This is a genomic window from Mesorhizobium sp. M1E.F.Ca.ET.041.01.1.1 (assembly GCF_003997355.1).
Taxonomy (GTDB): Bacteria; Pseudomonadota; Alphaproteobacteria; order Rhizobiales; family Rhizobiaceae; genus Mesorhizobium.
Window position 1 is genome coordinate 1 of sequence record NZ_RZSL01000084.1, and the last position, 16,533, is coordinate 16,533.

Consider the following 16,533-nt stretch of genomic DNA (forward strand, 5'->3'; position numbering starts at 1 on the left):
TGGATGCCCTTCTTGATAAGGTAGGCCGGCGGCTGCATGTTGACCACCTCGGCGCCGCCCGGATAACCGACCGGACCGGCGCCGCGCATGAACAGGATGGTGTGCTCGTCGATGCCCTGCGCCGGATCGTCGATGCGGGCGTGGTAATCCTCCGGGCCGTCGAAGACCATGGCGTTGCCTTCGAAGGCCTCGGGGTCGTTCGGGTTGGAGAGATAACGCTCGCGGAATTCCGGCGAGATGCCGCTGGTTTTCATGATCGCGGAATCGAACAGATTGCCCTTGAGATTGATGAAGCCGGCATTGGCCTTGAGCGGCTTGGCGGCGCTGCTGATCACATCCGGGTTCTCGTTGGCGGCATCCCTGCAATTGTCGCCCATGGTCTTGCCGTTGACGGTGATCGCATCGGGGTGCGGCAGCAGGCCGCCCTTCATCAGCTCGGCCACCACCGCCGGCACGCCGCCGGCATGGTGATAGTCCTCGCCGAGATATTCGCCCGTCGGCTGCAGGTTGACCAGGAGCGGAATGTTGAGGCCGACATTCTGCCAGTCGTCATTGTCGAGCGGCACGCCGAGATGACGGGCAATGGCGTTGAGGTGGATCGGCGCGTTGGTCGAGCCGCCGATGGCCGAGTTGACGACGATGGCGTTTTCGAAGGCCTTGCGGGTCATGATGTCGGACGGCTTCAGGTCCTCATGCACCATCTCGACAATGCGCCTGCCCGTCTCGTAGCCCATCTGGCCGCGCTCGCGATAGGGCGCGGGGATGGCGGCCGAGCCCGGCAGCTGCATGCCGAGCGCCTCGGCCAGCGAGTTCATCGTGGTGGCGGTGCCCATGGTGTTGCAATAGCCGGTCGACGGCGCCGAGGAGGCGACGATGTCCATGAACTCGTCATAGTTGATCTCGCCCGCCGACAGCCGTTGGCGCGATTCCCAGACGATGGTGCCGGAACCCGTTCGCTTGCCCTTGTGCCAGCCGTTGAGCATCGGACCGACCGAAAACGCGATCGCCGGAATGTTGACGGTGGCCGCCGCCATCAGCAGCGCGGGCGTGGTCTTGTCGCAGCCGATGGTGAGCACGACGCCATCTATCGGATAGCCGTAAAGCACCTCGACCAGGCTGAGATAGGCGAGGTTGCGGTCGAGCGCCGCGGTCGGGCGCTTGCCGGTCTCCTGAATCGGGTGGCACGGGAACTCGAAGGGGATGCCGCCCATCGACACGATGCCTTCGCGCACGCGCTTGGCGAGTTCGAGATGGTGCCGGTTGCAGGGCGAGAGGTCGGAACCCGTCTGGGCGATGCCGATCAGCGGCTTGCCCGACATCAGCTCGGCGCGCGTCAGTCCGTAATTGAGGTAGCGCTCGAGATAGAGCGCCGTCATGCCCGGGTTGTCGGGGTTGTCGAACCACTCCTGCGAGCGAAATTTCTTCTTCTTGGTGGGGGCGCCTGCCATCGTGGTCTCCGTATTTGTATGACAAATCGATATGACAATGCGCTGACGCAGGCAAGAGGCACGAGCGTCGCGACCCCGCACTTTGGTGCGATAGACTTGTTCCGGGCTGCGCGCTACGACCAATCGGCATCGGCAAATCCGGGAGGTTTTGATGGCTCTGGTGATCGAAGGCGAGGAGCGGATCGCCGCACCCGTCGAGAAAGTGTGGAAAGCCCTCAACGACCCGGACATCCTGAAAGAGGCGATCCCCGGCTGCCAGAGCCTTGAGAAGAAGTCGGACACCGAAATGGCCGCGACCGTGGTGCTGAAGATCGGGCCGATCAAGGCGACCTTCAACGGCGAGGTGACGTTGAAGAACCTCAAGCCGCCGCATTCCTACACCATCCAGGGCGAAGGCAAGGGCGGCATCGCCGGTTTCGCCAAGGGCGGCGCCGATGTCACGCTGACCGCCGACGGCGAGGACACGACGGTGCTGAAATACGCCGCCAAGGCCGATGTCGGCGGCAAGATCGCCCAGCTCGGCAGCCGGCTGATCGAATCGACCTCGAAGAAGCTGGCCGGGCAGTTTTTTTCGACGTTCGGTGAGAAAGTGGGGGCGGCTTAGCTTGGGCCTAGAACAATTCCAGGAAAGGCGGTTCGGCTTTCTCCGTGAAACGGTGAACCGCCCCAGCCTGAACAACGCCCGGCTTCTCGAGCGCCGGCGCCGCCCCTCATCCGCCTGCCGGCACCTTCTCCCCGTATAGTAACGGGGAGAAGGGTACTGGCCGCAACCTTGCCGCCTGCTCTGCCACGCTGGTGATTTGCGAAACCCTCGGCGCAGGCTTCTTTCTCCCGTCACTATACGGGGAGAAATGCCCGGTCCACCCTCCGCAGCTGCAGCGCAGCTGCTGCGGAGGACGGGCAGGGCAATGAGGGGCAGCGCCGACCAAGCAGAACTACTCGAACACGATGCTGGGCACCGCGGCTTCGGCCGCGCCGCGTTCCTCTTGGACCCTCTCCCAGACCTTTTTAGCGATGTCGCGATAGATCTTCGCCTCGGCCCCGTCAGGCTTCGATGCTACGACCGGGGCGCCGGCGTCCGAGCTTTCGCGGATGCCCATTTCGAGCGGCACTTCGCCGAGGAAGGTGACGCCGAGACGTTCTGCCTCGCGGCGCGCGCCGCCGTGACCGAAAATGTCGTAGCGCTTGCCGGTGTCGGGCGCGAGGAAATAGCTCATGTTCTCGACGATGCCGAGCAGCGGCACCTCGACCTTCTTGAACATGTTGAGGCCCTTGCGCGCATCGATCAGGGCGAGATCCTGCGGCGTCGAGACGATGACGGCGCCGGCGAGCGGCACCTGCTGGGCCATGGTGAGCTGGGCATCGCCGGTGCCGGGCGGCATGTCGACGACCAGCACGTCGAGCGGTCCCCACTCGACCTCGCGCAGCATCTGGGTCAACGCCGACATCACCATCGGGCCGCGCCAGATCATCGGCGTCTCCTCGTCGACGAGGAAGCCCATCGACATGACCTTGAGGCCGTAATTCTGCATCGGCCTCAGGACCTTGCCGTCGACGGTCTGCGGCCGGCCATGGATGTTGAGCAGCCTCGGCATGGACGGGCCGTAGATATCGGCATCGAGCACGCCGACCTTCAATCCGTTGGCGGCAAGGCCGAGCGCAAGGTTGACGGCGGTGGTCGACTTGCCGACGCCGCCCTTGCCCGAGGCCACTGCGATGATCGCATCGATGCCGGGGACGCCGCGCTTGCCGTGGCTGTGCGCAGCAGGCGCCTGCGGGGTGGGACGCTGCGGCGCGGCCTGAGGCGCGGGACGCGGCGGCGCGGCCTGCGGAGCCGGGCGCGGCGGAACCGGCGCCTCCATGCCGCCGCCCTTCTTCTCCGCGGTCAACGCGACGACGGCGCTGGCGACACCGGGAATGGCCTTGACCGCATGCTCGGCCGCGGCACGCAACGGCTCCAGTTCCTGCGCGCGGGCGGCCGGAACGGTGATCGAGAAGAACACCTTGGAATCGGCGATGAAAATTTCGGAGACCAGGCCGAGGTCGACGATATTGCCGGTGAAGTCCGGTCCATTGACCGTCTTCAGGCGCTCGATGACGGTTTCCTTGCTGACGGGCATGAGCTTTTTTCCCAAGCGTTTGCCGGTTCAGATAATGCAGTTCCCGGAGAGAACCAAGGTCCGGAACGGCATGTGCGGCGACATGCCTTCAAAAACTTGCACGCGCCTGTCGGGTTTTGCAGGCGTCTTTCGTCTTCCAGAAAGACGCACCCGATTGCACAGGCTGCGGTCGCCGGAAGACAGCGCAACGCTATCTTTCTGGTTTCCGGCACGGCAGCCAACAGAGAAAGGAGACAGTCATGCTCGAAAACAGCAATGCGACAGCCAATCTCGCGGTGAAAGACCTGGAGAAGGCCAAGGCCTTCTACGCGGGAACGCTGGGCCTCAGCCAGGTCGACGATATGGAGGGCGAACTGATCGTCTACAAAAGCGGCGACACGCTCATCAACGTCTATCATTCGCAATTCGCCGGGACCAACAAGGCGACGGCGGTAACCTGGGCGGTCGGCGACCAGATCGAGCCGATGGTCAAGTCGCTGCGGTCGAAGGGCGTCGCCTTCGAGCACTACGACATGCCCGGCCTATCGCTCGAAGGCGATATTCATGTCGGCCACGACATGAAAGTCGCCTGGTTCAAGGATCCCGACGGGAATATCTTAAATCTCGTGGGCAAATAGCTTCGCCCCCGAACGCAGGCAGGCTGCATCATGCGGCCAGTCGCGTGGCGAGGTAGGTCAAGGCCGAAATCGCCGCCGTGGCCGGCAGGGTGATGACCCATGCGACGACTATGTTGCCGGCCAGGCCCCAGCGCACGGCCGAAACCCGTCGGGCGGCACCGACGCCGATGATGGCGCCGGTGATGGTGTGCGTCGTCGACACGGGGACACCGAGCCAGGTGGCGGCAAAAAGCGTTATGGCGCCGCCGGTCTCGGCGCAGAAACCTTGCATCGGGTTCAGCCGGGTGATCTTCGATCCCATGGTGTGCACGATGCGCCAGCCGCCGAACAGCGTGCCGAGCGCCAGCGCCGACTGGCAGGTGATGACCACCCAGAGCGGCACGTAGAAGCTTTGGCCGAGCATGCCTTGCGAATAGAGCAGCACGGCGATGATGCCCATGGTCTTCTGCGCATCGTTGCCGCCGTGCCCCAGCGAATAGAGCGAGGCCGAGAAGAACTGCAGGACGCGGAAGGCGTTGTCGACGGCGAACGGTGTCTGCCGTACGAAAAGCCAGGAGACGATGAGAACGAGGACAAGCGCCAGCACGAATCCGGTCGCCGGCGAGAGCACGATGGCCGCGACCGTCTTGCCGAGCCCGGACCAGACGATGGCGCCCATGCCGGCCTTGGCGACGCCGGCGCCGACCAGCCCGCCGATCAGCGCATGCGAGCTGCTCGATGGAATGCCGGCTATCCAGGTGACGATGTTCCAGACGATCGCGCCGACCAGCGCGGCGAAGATCACCGCCGGCGTCACGATCTCGGCGTCGACGATGCCTTTCCCTACAGTCTCAGCGACATGCAGGCCGAAGAACAGGAAGGCGATGAAATTGAAGAACGCCGCCCAGAACACCGCATAATGCGGCCTGAGCACACGGGTGGAGACGATGGTCGCGATCGAGTTGGCGGCATCGTGCAGGCCGTTGAGGAAATCGAAGAACAGCGCGACGGCAACGAGGCCGACCAGCAGAGGAAAGGCGATGCCGGCGTCCATCGCCTATACGTTCTCGATCACGATGCCGCTGATTTCATTGGCGACGTCCTCGAAACGGTCGACCACCTTTTCCAGCTCACCATAGATTTCGCTGCCGATGAGATAGGCCATGGGATCGCTGCGGCCATGCCGCTTGAAGAGGTCCTTCAGACCCTGTTCGTGCAGATCGTCGGCCCGCCCTTCGACGCGCATGACCTCCTCGGCGATGGCGTTCAGCCGTGCCGCATTTGCCCCGACCTTGCCTAGCAGCGGTATCGCCTCGGCGACCAGCCGGGCGGCCTGGACGATAACCCCGCCCATCTCCCGCATCAGGGGGTCGAACTCCTTCATCTCGAACAATTTCACCGTCTTGACGGTCTTGTGCATCATGTCGATGGCGTCATCCATGGACTGGATCAGGTCCTTGATGTCGCCGCGGTCGAACGGGGTGATGAACGAGCGCCTGACGGCAAGCAGCACCTCCGCGGTGATGCCGTCCGCTTCGTCCTCGAGATCGATGATCTTCTGGCACCAACGATCGGTGTCCTTGCCCTGGAGAAGCTGCTCGAGCGCCTCGGCGCCGCCGACCACCGTGCGCGAATGCCGTTCGAACAACTCGAAAAAGCGATCCTCACGCGGCAACAGCTTGCGAAACCAACCCAGCATGTCGTCCTCCCTGCTTCCGCCTATCCCACATAACGCCTTGCACGGCGCGGGAAAACAGATAGCCGGCTCAAAAATGTGGACGATGCGGTCTTCACGCGCTTCTTGCGAAGCACGGCAATTTCCCCGACTCTAAGCAGAACGCCCGAGACCGGATGACATGATCGACAAGCTGGAATTCTTCATCGCTTTAGCCAAGGAAGAGCATTTCGGCCGGGCGGCGGAGGTGTGCGGCGTCACCCAGCCGACGCTTTCGGCCGGCATCAAGCAGCTCGAGGAGCAGTTGGGCGTCATGCTGGTGCTGCGCGGCTCGCGCTTCCAGGGGCTGACGCCGGAGGGCAAGCAGGTGCTGGTTTGGGCGCGGCGCATCGTCGGCGACTCGAGGGCGATGCGGGAGGAGATGCGGGCGGCGCGGCGCGGCTTGTCCGGCCGCATTCGCATCGCGGCGGTCCCCACCGCTTTGGCCATGGTGGCGCGGCTCACAACCCCGTTCCGCGAAAAGCATCCGGGCGTCACCTTCTCGATCCTGTCACGCACCTCGATCGAAGTGCTGTCGCTGCTCGGCAATTTCGACATCGATGCCGGCATCACCTATCTCGACAACGAGCCGCTGGGGCGGGTGACCAGCGTGCCGCTCTATGACGAGCGCTACCAGCTGATCACGGCGGTCGGGAATCCCTATTCCGACCGCGACAAAGTGACGTGGGAGGAGATCAGCCAGCTGCCGCTCTGCCTTCTCACGCCGGACATGCAGAACCGCCGCATCATCGACCAGCATCTGGCGGAAGCGGGCGTCCAGGTGTGGCCGACGCTGGAATCCAACTCGATGATCGTCTTGTTCTCGCATATCCGGACCGGCAAATGGTCGTCGATCATGCCGCTCAACCTTGCGGAAACATTCGGCTTTTCCGAACCGATCAGGGCCATTCCGATCGTCGAGCCGGATGCCAGCCACACGGTGGGGCTGGTGGCGGCACCGCGCGAGCCGCATACGCCGCTGGTGCAGGCGCTGCTGGACGAGGCAATGGCGCTGGCAGACGATTTCCGCGCCCACCGCTAGGTTAGACAATGCGGACCGATCGTCTTTGATAGAAATTTTCTATCGATCGACGGGACGGCTTTATTGATCTCGGGGGTTTCCTCTGATTTCGTAAGGACTTAGCGATATTGCGTCCTGTGTATGTCGTTGCCCCAAAACCGCTCTATATTTGGGGTGACATACATTAGGTCGCCAACGACCAGGGAGGGCGCTGCATGCCGATGCAGCCTGCAAGTACCGAGATCGCGTCGCGCACGGCGGCGATCGTCAACGAGTTGAAGGGCCTCGAAGGCCCCTTGCTGCCGATCCTCCATGAACTCCAGGAAGAGTTCGGCCATGTGCCGCAGGCCGCCCTGCCGGTTATTGCCGACGGGCTGAACCTGTCCAGGGCCGAAGTGCACGGCGTCGTCACGTTCTATCATGATTTCCGCGCCCAGCCGGCCGGCCGGCATGTCTTGAAGCTCTGCCAGGCGGAAGCCTGCCAGTCGATGGGTTCGGAGGCGGTCGCCGCCAAGGTCAAGCAGTTGCTCGGCATCGATTTCCACGAGACCGCCCGCGACGGATCGGTTACACTGGAGCCGGTCTATTGCCTCGGGCTTTGCGCCTGCTCGCCATCGGCAATGCTGGACGGCGAAGTGATCGGCCGGCTCGATGACGAGAAGATCGAAGAGATTGTCGCGGAGGTGCGTTCATGATCCCGCGCATCTATATTCCCGCGGATTCCGGCGCGCTGGCGCTCGGCGCCGAAAAGGTCGCCAAGGCGATCGAGAAGGAGCTCAAGGAGCGCGGCGTCGAGGCCAAGATCGTGCGCAACGGCTCACGCGGCGCCTATTTCCTGGAGCCGATGGTCGAGGTGGCGACGGCCGAGGGTCGCGTCGCCTACGGGCCGGTGAAGCCATCCGACGTCAAAAGCCTGTTCGACAGCGGCTTCCTCAAGGGCGGCCCGCATAAGCGGTGGCTCGGCGCACCCGACAAGATTCCCTTCCTCGCCAAGCAGACCCGGCTGACCTTCGCGCGCTGCGGCGTCATCGATCCGCTGTCGCTCGACAGCTACAAGTCGCATGGCGGGCTGAGCGGCCTGCAGAATGCTGTGGCGATGGCGCCCCCCGACATCGTGAAACAGGTGACCGAATCCGGCCTGCGCGGCCGCGGCGGCGCCGGCTTCCCGACCGGCATCAAGTGGAAGACGGTGCTGGATACCAAATCCGACCAAAAATACATCGTCTGCAACGCCGACGAGGGCGACAGCGCCACTTTCGCCGACCGCATGATCATGGAAGGCGATCCCTTCGTGCTGATCGAAGGCATGGCGATCGCCGGCATCGCCACCGGCGCGACCAAGGGCTTCGTCTATGTCCGCTCGGAATATCCGCATGCGGTGGCGACGATGAACAAGGCCGTCGCGATCGCCCGCAAGGCCGGCGTGCTCGGCGCCAATGTGCTCGGCTCGCCCAATGCCTTCGACATGGAAATCCGCGTCGGCGCCGGCGCCTATGTCTGCGGCGAGGAAACCTCGTTGTTGAACAGCCTTGAAGGCAAGCGCGGCGTGGTGCGCGCCAAGCCGCCGCTGCCGGCGATTCAAGGTCTGTTCGGCAAGCCGACGGTGATCAACAACGTCATTTCGCTGGCCTCGGTGCCGATCATCATGGACAAGGGCGCCGCCTACTACAAGGATTTCGGCATGGGCCGCTCGCGCGGCACGATCCCGATCCAGATCGCCGGCAACGTCAAGCATGGCGGGCTGTTCGAAACCGCCTTCGGCCTGACGCTGGGCGAGATCGTCGACGAGATCGGCGGCGGCACGGCTTCGGGACGTCCGGTGAAGGCGGTGCAGGTCGGCGGCCCGCTCGGCGCCTATTTCCCGCGCGCGCTGTTCGACACGCCGTTCGACTACGAAGCCTTCGCCGCCAAGGACGGGCTGATCGGCCATGCCGGCATCACTGTGTTCGACGACACCGCCGACATGATGAAGCAGGCGCGCTTCGCCATGGAATTCTGCGCCATCGAAAGCTGCGGCAAGTGCACGCCCTGCCGCATCGGCTCGACGCGCGGCATGGAGGTTCTCGACAAGGTCGCGGCCGGCATCGAAGCGGAGAAGAACCTCGCTCTGGTCACCGACCTCTGCAACACGATGAAGTTCGGATCGCTCTGTGCGCTGGGCGGCTTCACGCCTTACCCGGTGATGAGCTCGATCACGCATTTCCCCGAGGATTTCAAGCCGGCGCCGGCGCGCGTGGCTGCCGAATAGGAGCTGGCAGATGAACATCAAAGCCGACTTCCCGACACTCATCGAAGAAATCGACTACGGAACGCCGGAGTCGAAAGCGACGAAGCAGGTCACGCTGACGGTCGACGGGCAAAGCATCACCGTGCCGGAAGGTACATCGATCATGCGCGCGGCGATGGAAGGCGGGGTCGAGATCCCGAAGCTTTGCGCCACCGACATGCTGGACTCCTTCGGCTCCTGCCGCGTCTGCCTGGTCGAGATCGAAGGCCGCGCCGGCACGCCGGCCTCCTGCACGACGCCTGTTGCCGAAGGCATCGTGGTGCGCACGCAGTCGGACCGGCTCGACGCCATCCGCCGCGGCGTCATGGAGCTCTACGTCTCCGACCACCCGACCGGCTGGAACGAGAAGGCCGGCACCGGCGCCAGCGAATTCGACGCGGTGGCGAAGTCGGTCGGGCTCTCCGAGAACCGCTACGGCGTCGAAGGCCGCAATCACGTCAAGGAAGAGAACGGCGTCGCGCCCGGCCATGGGTCGCTGGCCGTCGACTACATCGCGCGCGACGAATCCAATCCTTATTTCACCTACGACCCTGCGCAATGCATCGTCTGCTCGCGCTGCGTGCGGGCCTGCGAGGAGGTGCAGGGCACCTTCGCGCTGACCATCGAGGGTCGCGGCTTCGAGTCGCGCATGGTCGCCGGCATGCATGAGGACTTCATCGCTTCCGAATGCGTGTCCTGCGGCGCCTGCGTTCAGGCCTGCCCGACCGATGCGCTGCGTGAGAAGACGGTGCTCGAGAAGGGCATGCCGGAGCGCTCGGCCGTCACCACCTGTGCCTATTGCGGCGTCGGCTGCTCGTTCAAGGCCGAAGTCAAGGGTGACGAGGTCATCCGCATGATGCCCTACAAGGACGGCAAGGCGAACCACGGCCATTCCTGCGTCAAGGGCCGTTTCGCTTATGGCTACGCCACCCATAAGGACCGCATCCTGTCGCCGATGATCCGCGAGAAGATTTCCGATCCGTGGCGCGAAGTGAGCTGGGAAGAGGCGATCGCCCATACTGCCAAGGAGTTCCGCCGCATCCAGTATCAGTATGGACGCAGCGCCATCGGCGGCATCACCTCCTCGCGCTGCACGAATGAGGAGACCTATCTCGTCCAGAAGCTGGTGCGGCAGGGCTTCCGCAACAACAATGTCGATACCTGCGCGCGCGTCTGCCATTCGCCGACGGGCTACGGCCTCGGCCAGACCTACGGCACCTCGGCCGGCACGCAGGATTTCGACTCGGTCGAATTCACCGATGTCGCCGTCATCATCGGCGCCAACCCCGTCTCCGCCCACCCGGTGTTCGCCTCGCGGCTGAAGAAGCGGCTGCGTCAGGGCGCCAAGCTGATCGTCATCGATCCGCGCCGGACCGAGATGGTGAAATCGGCGCATGTCGAAGCGGACTATCACCTGCCGCTCAAGCCCGGCACCAACGTGGCGGTGCTGACGGCGCTGGCGCATGTCGTCGTCACCGAGGGCCTGTTCAACGAAGCCTTCATCCGCGAACGCTGCGATTGGGCCGAGTTCCAGGACTGGGCGTCCTTCGTCGCTTTGCCGGAGAACAGCCCGGAAACCGTCGGCAAGCTTTCCGGCGTCGATCCGGAGCTGATCCGGGGTGCCGCTCGCCTCTACGCCAAGGGCGGCAATGGCGCGATCTACTACGGCCTCGGCGTCACCGAACACAGCCAGGGCTCGACCACGGTGATGGCGATCGCCAACCTCGCCATGGCCACCGGCAATATCGGCCGGCCAGGAGTCGGCGTGAACCCGCTGCGCGGCCAGAACAACGTGCAGGGCTCCTGCGACATGGGCTCCTTCCCGCATGAGCTGCCCGGCTATCGCCACATCTCCGGCGAGGCCGTGCGCGACATCTACGAGAGCCTGTGGGGCGTGAAGCTGGACGAAGAACCCGGCCTGCGCATCCCCAACATGCTGGATGCCGCCGTCGACGGTTCCTTCAAGGGCATCTACATCCAGGGCGAGGACATCCTGCAGTCCGACCCCGACACCAAGCATGTCGCCGCAGGGCTGGCCGCGATGGAATGCGTCGTGGTGCACGACCTGTTCCTCAACGAGACGGCGAACTACGCGCATGTCTTCCTGCCGGGCTCGACCTTCCTCGAGAAGGACGGCACCTTCACCAATGCCGAGCGCCGCATCAACATGGTGCGCAAGGTGCTGGAGCCGAAGGCGCGCTATGCCGACTGGGAGGCAACGCAGGAACTTGCCCGCGCCATCGGGCTCGACTGGAACTACACGCATCCGTCTGAGATCATGGACGAGATCGCCAAGACGACGCCGAGCTTCGCCGGCGTGTCGTTCGAACTGCTCGACCGTGTCGGATCGGTGCAATGGCCGTGCAACGAGAAGGCGCCGCTCGGCACGCCGATCATGCATGTCGGCGGCTTCGTGCGCGGCAAGGGCAAGTTCATCCGCACCGAATATGTGGCGACCGACGAACGGACAGGTCCGCGTTATCCGCTGCTGCTCACCACCGGGCGCATCCTGTCGCAGTACAATGTCGGCGCGCAGACCAGGCGCACCGAGAATGTCGCGTGGCATGCCGAGGACCGGCTGGAGATCCACCCGCACGACGCCGAGAACCGCGGCATCCGCGACGGCGACTGGGTGCGGCTGGCGAGCCGTTCCGGCGAGACCACGCTGCGCGCGCTGATCACCGACCGCGTGTCGCCGGGCGTCGTCTACACGACCTTCCACCATCCGGACACACAGGCCAACGTGATCACCACCGACTTCTCGGACTGGGCGACCAACTGTCCGGAGTACAAGGTCACCGCCGTGCAGGTGGCGCCGTCCAATGGCCCGACCGAGTGGCAGACGGAGTATAACGAGCAGGCGCGCCAGAGCCGCCGCATCGCCCCGCTGCAGGCGGCGGAGTAGTTTGTGTCGAGGCAAGAGCTTCAATCTTGACGGCTGATCGACCCCCACTCCGTCGAGCTTCGCTCGACACCTCTCCCCCGATCGACGGGGGAGAGGAAAGCGCGCGTACGACAGGCTCCCTTCCTCTCCCTCCGGAGGGGGGAGAGGTGGCGCTGCGAAGCAGCGACGGAGTGGGGGATGGCCTGGGAGAGCAATCGCCCGTTGAAGCAAGACGCTTCCTAAGTGAAATGGCCGGCAGGCCAGAGGCAGGCACCTCGTGACCCGCCCTCCTATCTCTCAGATCTCTCGTCTCGCGCACCGCACCGGCGGCACCGCGGCCGCGAACCGCATGGTGCCGGAGGAGACGCCGGTGGCGTTCTCCTATGCCGGCACCACCCATGCGGTGATGATGGCGAGCCCCGCCGATTTCGAGGATTTCGCGCTCGGCTTCTCTTTGACCGAAGGCATCGTTGCCGACCCGAAAGAGATCGAGGCGATCGAAGTCGAGGATCTCGGCGCCGGCATCGACATCCAGATCCGTCTGAAGGACAAGGCCAACACGCGCTTCCAGGCGCGGCGGCGTCGGCTTGCCGGGCCGGTCGGCTGCGGCTTATGCGGCATCGAATCCATAGAGGAAGCGATGCGCTCGGTCGACGCGGTCGGTTCGTCGAAGCTTACGCTTGATGCCGAGGACGTGACCCGTTCGGTCAAACTTCTGTCGAAGCTGCAGCCGCTGCACACCGAGACCGGCGCGGTGCATGCCGCAGGCTTCTATGTTCCAGGCAAGGGCATCGTGATGGCGCGCGAGGATGTCGGCCGGCACAATGCCCTGGACAAGCTCGCCGGCGCGCTGGCGAGAGCCGGCATCGACGGTGCGAGCGGCGCCGTCGTGGTGACCTCGCGCGTGTCGGTGGAGATGGTGCAGAAAACGGCTGCCATCGGCGCCCCGATCATCATGGCCGTCTCTGCGCCGACGGCGCTCGCCATCCGCACGGCCGAGGCCGCCGGCATGACTTTGGTGGCGCTGGTGCGCGGCGATGATTTCGATATTTTCACCCACCCGGCCCGGGTGGCTTCCGGAGTTGCCAAGCATGTCGCATGACGAAGACCATATCGCCAGCACCAGGGAAAAGTTGGTGCGCATGGCCAACCAGATCGCCACGTTCTTCCATTCGAAGCCGCACGAGGAAGGCATTACCGGCGTTGCCGAGCACATCAATAAATTCTGGGAGCCGCGCATGCGCCGGCAGTTGTTCGAAATGCTGGACGGCGACCCTGAGGACTTCGATGAGCTCGTTATTGCCGCCTCGGCCAGGATCAAGCGTCCGCTGACACCGGAACAGGCCGACAAGAGCCTCGGCTATGCCAAACCCGCTGAAGCCGGGAGCACCGCTCCGCACAAATAGGAGCTGCCGCGCCCCTTGGCGCCAAAGGTCTTATATTCCCGCTCTCTAAAGTTTTGCTGCCGCCGACGGCCTGCCTCTGCTATGGTCGCCGACAGGAAATCGTCTGGCCGGGCGGGACATTTGTGTGAGGCCGATCGAGACCAGGTACGCCCGTAGCGGGGACGTGCGGATCGCCTATCAGGTGATCGGCCAGGGTGCGTTCGATCTCGTCTTCGTGCCGGGCTTCATCTCCAATCTTGATCTGCAGTGGGAGGACGAAGGCTACAGCCGTCTGTTGAAACGGCTCTCGGCCTTCTCGCGGCTGATCCTGTTCGACAAACGCGGCACCGGGCTTTCCGACCGCGTCGATACCCATCACCTGCCCAGCCTAGAGACCCGGATGGACGACGTGCGCGCGGTCATGGACGCCGCCGGCAGCGGCCGCGCGGCGATCCTCGGCGCCTCGGAAGGAGCGCCGATGGCGATGCTGTTTGCCGCCACCTATCCGGAGCGGACGCGGACTCTGGTGCTCTATGGCGGCTATGCGCATTTCCACAAATGGGTGATGCCGCCGGAGCGCCTGGAAGCCTTCATCGAAACGGCGGAGACATCGTGGGGTACCGGTGCGACCCTGCCCAACTTTGCTCCGGGCCGGGTGGACGATCCTCACTTCTCCCGGTGGTGGGCACGATTCGAGCGGCTGTCGGCCAGCCCGACGGCCGCTGCCGCGCTGGCGCGCATGAATGCGGGGATCGACGTGCGCGGGATCCTCCCGGCGATCAGCGCGCCGACGCTCCTCATCCATCGCCGCAACGACGCGCGCGTCGACCCGGAGGCCAGCCGATTCCTCGCCAGGAAGATCCACGACGCCCGGCTGGTCGAGATACCCGGACGCGACCATCCGATCTGGACCGGGGACGTCGACCGGGTGGCCGACCTGGTCGAGGAGTTCCTGACCGGCCAGCCGGCGGTGGCCGACACCGAGCGCGTGCTCGCCGCGCTGCTGGTGACGCGCATCTACGACACGGCCAAGCTCGGCGACCGGATGTGGAACGAGCGGAGCCAGCGCTTCCAGGAGACATGGCGGCTGCTGGTCGGTCGCCATGGCGGGCGCGTCGCCGGCACGCATGGCGAACTGATGATCTCGCGCTTCGACGGACCGGCGCGCGCCATACGCTGCGCGGCGGCCCTGCGCGACGCGGCGCAGCAGATCGGCGTTGCGAGCGCGCAAGGGGTGCATGTCGGCGAGATCGAAATGCGCGGCGCGCCGGTCGGGCTGACAGCGCGGGTGACCATGCAACTCGCCACCCATGCCGGGCGCGGCGACATCCTCGCCTCCAGGCTGGTCTCCGAACTCGCGGTAGGTTCCGGCCTGCATTTCGTCGATGCCGGACGCATCAGTCTCGACGAGCTGGGCGAACCGCTGCCGGTGGTTCAGGCAACGTCTGAACAGCATCTGGAACCGGCCTGCCGCCCCAAATCCAGGCCGGCAGAGCCGGCTGCGCTAACGGCGCGGGAAAGCGAGGTGGTGAACCTGATCGCCGGCGGCATGAGCAACGCGGCGATCGCCGCCGAACTGAAGCTCAGCGAGCATACGGTCAAGCGGCACGTCGCCAACATACTGCTCAAGCTCGACCTGCCGTCGCGGGCTGCCGCGGCGGCTTTCTCGGCAAGGCAAACTGGCCCGGACGGGCCATGAGAGCCATGGCGCTTTCGGGCGAAGCGGCTCTGCGGGCCGGAGCGCTATGAATTCTCTCCATGCAGGCCGGAAAAGGACCTGCCAACGGAGGATGAAATGGAGAAGTCGAAGCTCAAATCCCTGGTGATCGTGGCGAGCATTGGCGCGCTGTTCACCATTGTTCCCGCGAAGGCCGAGGACGCTACCGCGACCGCCGCCTACAAGGACATCCAGGCCACGCTCGGCACGGTACCCGACATGTTCAAGACGCTGCCGGATGTTGCGGTCGCCGGCGCCTGGGCCGAGATCAAGGGTGTGCAGCTCAATCCGAACACCGCCCTTAACGGCAAGACCAAGGAGCTGATGGGCCTTGCGGTGGCCTCGCAGATTCCCTGCCAGTACTGCATCTATTTCCACACGCTGGCGGCCAAGGCCAACGGCGCGAGCGATGAGGAGATCAAGGAGGCCATAGCGATGGCGGCGATCGTGCGCCACTGGTCGACCATGCTCAACGGCAGCCAGGTCGACCTCGTCACCTTCAAGAAGCAGACCGACGACCTATTTGCCGCCGTCAAGGCCAAATCGCAGTGAAACGCAACGCCGCCCGGCATTCGCGCCGGGCGGCGCCTCAATCGAACGCCCGGTCAGACGGACACATGGAGGATGAAATGCTGACCAAGACCCAAACAGTGGACGGCGCGGCGATCAAGAAGGCGATCGAAGGCCGTGACGGCAAGCTGCTGGCGAGTTTCTATAACGACGATGCGCTGGTGCGGGTGATCGACCGCAACAATCCGCCGAGCAAGCCGCGCGAAATCCGCGGCCGTGCGGCGATCAGCACCTTCTGGGACGACATCTGCAGCCGGGCGATGACCCATAAGGTCGACACCACAATCGCCGAGGGCGACAGCCTCGCCTTCACCCAGGCCTGCGCCTATCCGGACGGGACGAAGGTGTTCTGCGCGGCGATGCTGGAGCTGAAGAACGGCCGCATCGCCCGGCAGACGGTCGTGCAGGCGTGGGACGAGTAGATCAACCCAAAACACGGAGGAGAACCAAGATGTTCAGCGCCAGATGGCAGATCGACGCCAAGTTCGGTCACAAGCAGAGGGTGCTCGAGATGATGCGGCAATGGGAACGCGAGATCGGCTCGCAGGTCGGCATCGCCGATCTCGGGTTCCAGATCATGACCGGCTCGATCGGCGCGCGCGAAGCCACCGTCGAGACGCATCACCAGGTCCAGAGCCTGGCCCAGTTGGAGGAGTTCTTCGCCAAGATCGGCAAGATCGACGCGCACGCCAAATGGGGCAAGGAGCTGGAGCCCTATGTGGTGTCGGGCACCAGCGTTTGGCAAATCTTCCGGATCGTCGAGTAGTGGCCTGCGTGGCCTACCTCTCCCCTTGTGGGAGAGGTCGGATTGC

The 16,533-nt window shown here is 64.6% G+C and carries 16 protein-coding genes; 12 read left to right on the forward strand and 4 right to left on the reverse strand.

Features of this window, described 5'->3' with window-relative positions; all coding sequences use genetic code 11:
- On the reverse strand, positions 1 to 1,448 hold a 1,448-nt coding region (locus EOA38_RS09985; RefSeq protein WP_127299077.1), incomplete at its 3' end, for an IlvD/Edd family dehydratase.
- A 151-nt stretch (positions 1,449 to 1,599) separates the two neighbouring features.
- On the opposite strand from EOA38_RS09985, the gene EOA38_RS09990 reads away from it, so the two are divergent.
- Entirely contained in the window at positions 1,600 to 2,052 is a 453-nt protein-coding gene (locus tag EOA38_RS09990; RefSeq protein WP_127299078.1) for a carbon monoxide dehydrogenase subunit G, read from the forward strand.
- A 331-nt stretch (positions 2,053 to 2,383) separates the two neighbouring features.
- On the opposite strand, the gene EOA38_RS10000 is transcribed toward EOA38_RS09990, so the two are convergent.
- Positions 2,384 to 3,568, reverse strand: a complete 1,185-nt coding sequence (locus EOA38_RS10000) for an Mrp/NBP35 family ATP-binding protein (protein WP_127299079.1) — start codon at positions 3,566 to 3,568, stop codon at positions 2,384 to 2,386.
- A 239-nt stretch (positions 3,569 to 3,807) separates the two neighbouring features.
- On the opposite strand from EOA38_RS10000, the gene EOA38_RS10005 reads away from it, so the two are divergent.
- Positions 3,808 to 4,185, forward strand: a complete 378-nt coding sequence (locus tag EOA38_RS10005; protein WP_127299080.1) for a VOC family protein — start codon at positions 3,808 to 3,810, stop codon at positions 4,183 to 4,185.
- 28 nt (positions 4,186 to 4,213) lie between these two features.
- On the opposite strand, the gene EOA38_RS10010 is transcribed toward EOA38_RS10005, so the two are convergent.
- Positions 4,214 to 5,218: an inorganic phosphate transporter gene (locus EOA38_RS10010; RefSeq protein WP_127299081.1), complete on the reverse strand. Its 1,005-nt coding sequence runs from the start codon at positions 5,216 to 5,218 to the stop codon at positions 4,214 to 4,216.
- 3 nt (positions 5,219 to 5,221) lie between these two features.
- The gene (locus EOA38_RS10015; protein WP_127299082.1) at positions 5,222 to 5,863 is read right to left on the reverse strand and encodes a DUF47 domain-containing protein; all 642 of its coding nucleotides are present in this window, start codon (positions 5,861 to 5,863) and stop codon (positions 5,222 to 5,224) included.
- 157 nt (positions 5,864 to 6,020) lie between these two features.
- On the opposite strand from EOA38_RS10015, the gene EOA38_RS10020 reads away from it, so the two are divergent.
- The 10 genes from EOA38_RS10020 to EOA38_RS10070 all read left to right on the forward strand — a co-directional run bounded on the left by EOA38_RS10020 (position 6,021) and on the right by EOA38_RS10070 (position 16,487).
- A complete protein-coding gene (locus EOA38_RS10020; RefSeq protein ID WP_127299083.1) occupies positions 6,021 to 6,920 on the forward strand; it encodes a LysR family transcriptional regulator in 900 nt (299 codons plus the stop codon).
- 194 nt (positions 6,921 to 7,114) lie between these two features.
- A complete protein-coding gene (locus EOA38_RS10025; protein ID WP_040974766.1) occupies positions 7,115 to 7,594 on the forward strand; it encodes a formate dehydrogenase subunit gamma in 480 nt (159 codons plus the stop codon).
- Positions 7,591 to 9,147: an NADH-quinone oxidoreductase subunit NuoF gene (locus tag EOA38_RS10030; protein ID WP_127299084.1), complete on the forward strand. Its 1,557-nt coding sequence runs from the start codon at positions 7,591 to 7,593 to the stop codon at positions 9,145 to 9,147. The genes EOA38_RS10025 and EOA38_RS10030 overlap by 4 nt, the downstream gene beginning before the upstream one ends.
- A gap of 10 nt (positions 9,148 to 9,157) precedes the next feature.
- On the forward strand, positions 9,158 to 12,070 hold the full coding sequence (fdhF, locus tag EOA38_RS10035) for a formate dehydrogenase subunit alpha (RefSeq protein WP_127299085.1): 2,913 nt from the start codon (positions 9,158 to 9,160) through the stop codon (positions 12,068 to 12,070).
- Between the two features lie 256 nt (positions 12,071 to 12,326).
- On the forward strand, positions 12,327 to 13,151 hold the full coding sequence (fdhD, locus tag EOA38_RS10045; RefSeq protein WP_127299086.1) for a formate dehydrogenase accessory sulfurtransferase FdhD: 825 nt from the start codon (positions 12,327 to 12,329) through the stop codon (positions 13,149 to 13,151).
- Positions 13,141 to 13,455, forward strand: coding sequence for a formate dehydrogenase subunit delta (locus EOA38_RS10050; protein WP_127299087.1), 315 nt, complete (start codon positions 13,141 to 13,143; stop codon positions 13,453 to 13,455). The genes fdhD and EOA38_RS10050 overlap by 11 nt, the downstream gene beginning before the upstream one ends.
- A 124-nt stretch (positions 13,456 to 13,579) precedes the next feature.
- On the forward strand, positions 13,580 to 15,133 hold the full coding sequence (locus EOA38_RS10055; RefSeq protein ID WP_127299088.1) for an alpha/beta fold hydrolase: 1,554 nt from the start codon (positions 13,580 to 13,582) through the stop codon (positions 15,131 to 15,133).
- 96 nt (positions 15,134 to 15,229) lie between these two features.
- Positions 15,230 to 15,703 carry a carboxymuconolactone decarboxylase family protein gene (locus EOA38_RS10060; protein ID WP_127299089.1) on the forward strand — a complete coding sequence of 158 codons (474 nt, stop codon included), beginning with the start codon at positions 15,230 to 15,232 and terminating at the stop codon, positions 15,701 to 15,703.
- A gap of 77 nt (positions 15,704 to 15,780) precedes the next feature.
- The gene (locus EOA38_RS10065) at positions 15,781 to 16,143 is read left to right on the forward strand and encodes a nuclear transport factor 2 family protein (RefSeq protein WP_127299090.1); all 363 of its coding nucleotides are present in this window, start codon (positions 15,781 to 15,783) and stop codon (positions 16,141 to 16,143) included.
- Between the two features lie 29 nt (positions 16,144 to 16,172).
- Positions 16,173 to 16,487 (forward strand): hypothetical protein, encoded by a 315-nt coding sequence (locus EOA38_RS10070; protein WP_126090466.1) that lies wholly within the window; start codon positions 16,173 to 16,175, stop codon positions 16,485 to 16,487.
- Positions 16,488 to 16,533 lie beyond the last annotated feature (46 nt).

Bases quoted from the DNA above. Each gene is read 5' to 3' on its own strand.
- EOA38_RS10065 (WP_127299090.1), top strand. From the start codon at position 15,781: ATGCTGACCAAGACCCAAACAGTGGACGGCGCGGCGATCAAGAAGGCG.
- EOA38_RS10060 (WP_127299089.1), top strand. From the start codon at position 15,230: ATGGAGAAGTCGAAGCTCAAATCCCTGGTGATCGTGGCGAGCATTGGC.
- EOA38_RS10005 (WP_127299080.1), top strand. From the start codon at position 3,808: ATGCTCGAAAACAGCAATGCGACAGCCAATCTCGCGGTGAAAGACCTG.
- EOA38_RS10025 (WP_040974766.1), top strand. From the start codon at position 7,115: ATGCCGATGCAGCCTGCAAGTACCGAGATCGCGTCGCGCACGGCGGCG.
- fdhF (WP_127299085.1), top strand. From the start codon at position 9,158: ATGAACATCAAAGCCGACTTCCCGACACTCATCGAAGAAATCGACTAC.
- EOA38_RS10030 (WP_127299084.1), top strand. From the start codon at position 7,591: ATGATCCCGCGCATCTATATTCCCGCGGATTCCGGCGCGCTGGCGCTC.
- EOA38_RS10020 (WP_127299083.1), top strand. From the start codon at position 6,021: ATGATCGACAAGCTGGAATTCTTCATCGCTTTAGCCAAGGAAGAGCAT.
- EOA38_RS10050 (WP_127299087.1), top strand. From the start codon at position 13,141: ATGTCGCATGACGAAGACCATATCGCCAGCACCAGGGAAAAGTTGGTG.
- EOA38_RS10000 (WP_127299079.1), bottom strand. From the start codon at position 3,568: ATGCCCGTCAGCAAGGAAACCGTCATCGAGCGCCTGAAGACGGTCAAT.
- EOA38_RS10070 (WP_126090466.1), top strand. From the start codon at position 16,173: ATGTTCAGCGCCAGATGGCAGATCGACGCCAAGTTCGGTCACAAGCAG.
- EOA38_RS10015 (WP_127299082.1), bottom strand. From the start codon at position 5,863: ATGCTGGGTTGGTTTCGCAAGCTGTTGCCGCGTGAGGATCGCTTTTTC.
- EOA38_RS10010 (WP_127299081.1), bottom strand. From the start codon at position 5,218: ATGGACGCCGGCATCGCCTTTCCTCTGCTGGTCGGCCTCGTTGCCGTC.
- EOA38_RS09990 (WP_127299078.1), top strand. From the start codon at position 1,600: ATGGCTCTGGTGATCGAAGGCGAGGAGCGGATCGCCGCACCCGTCGAG.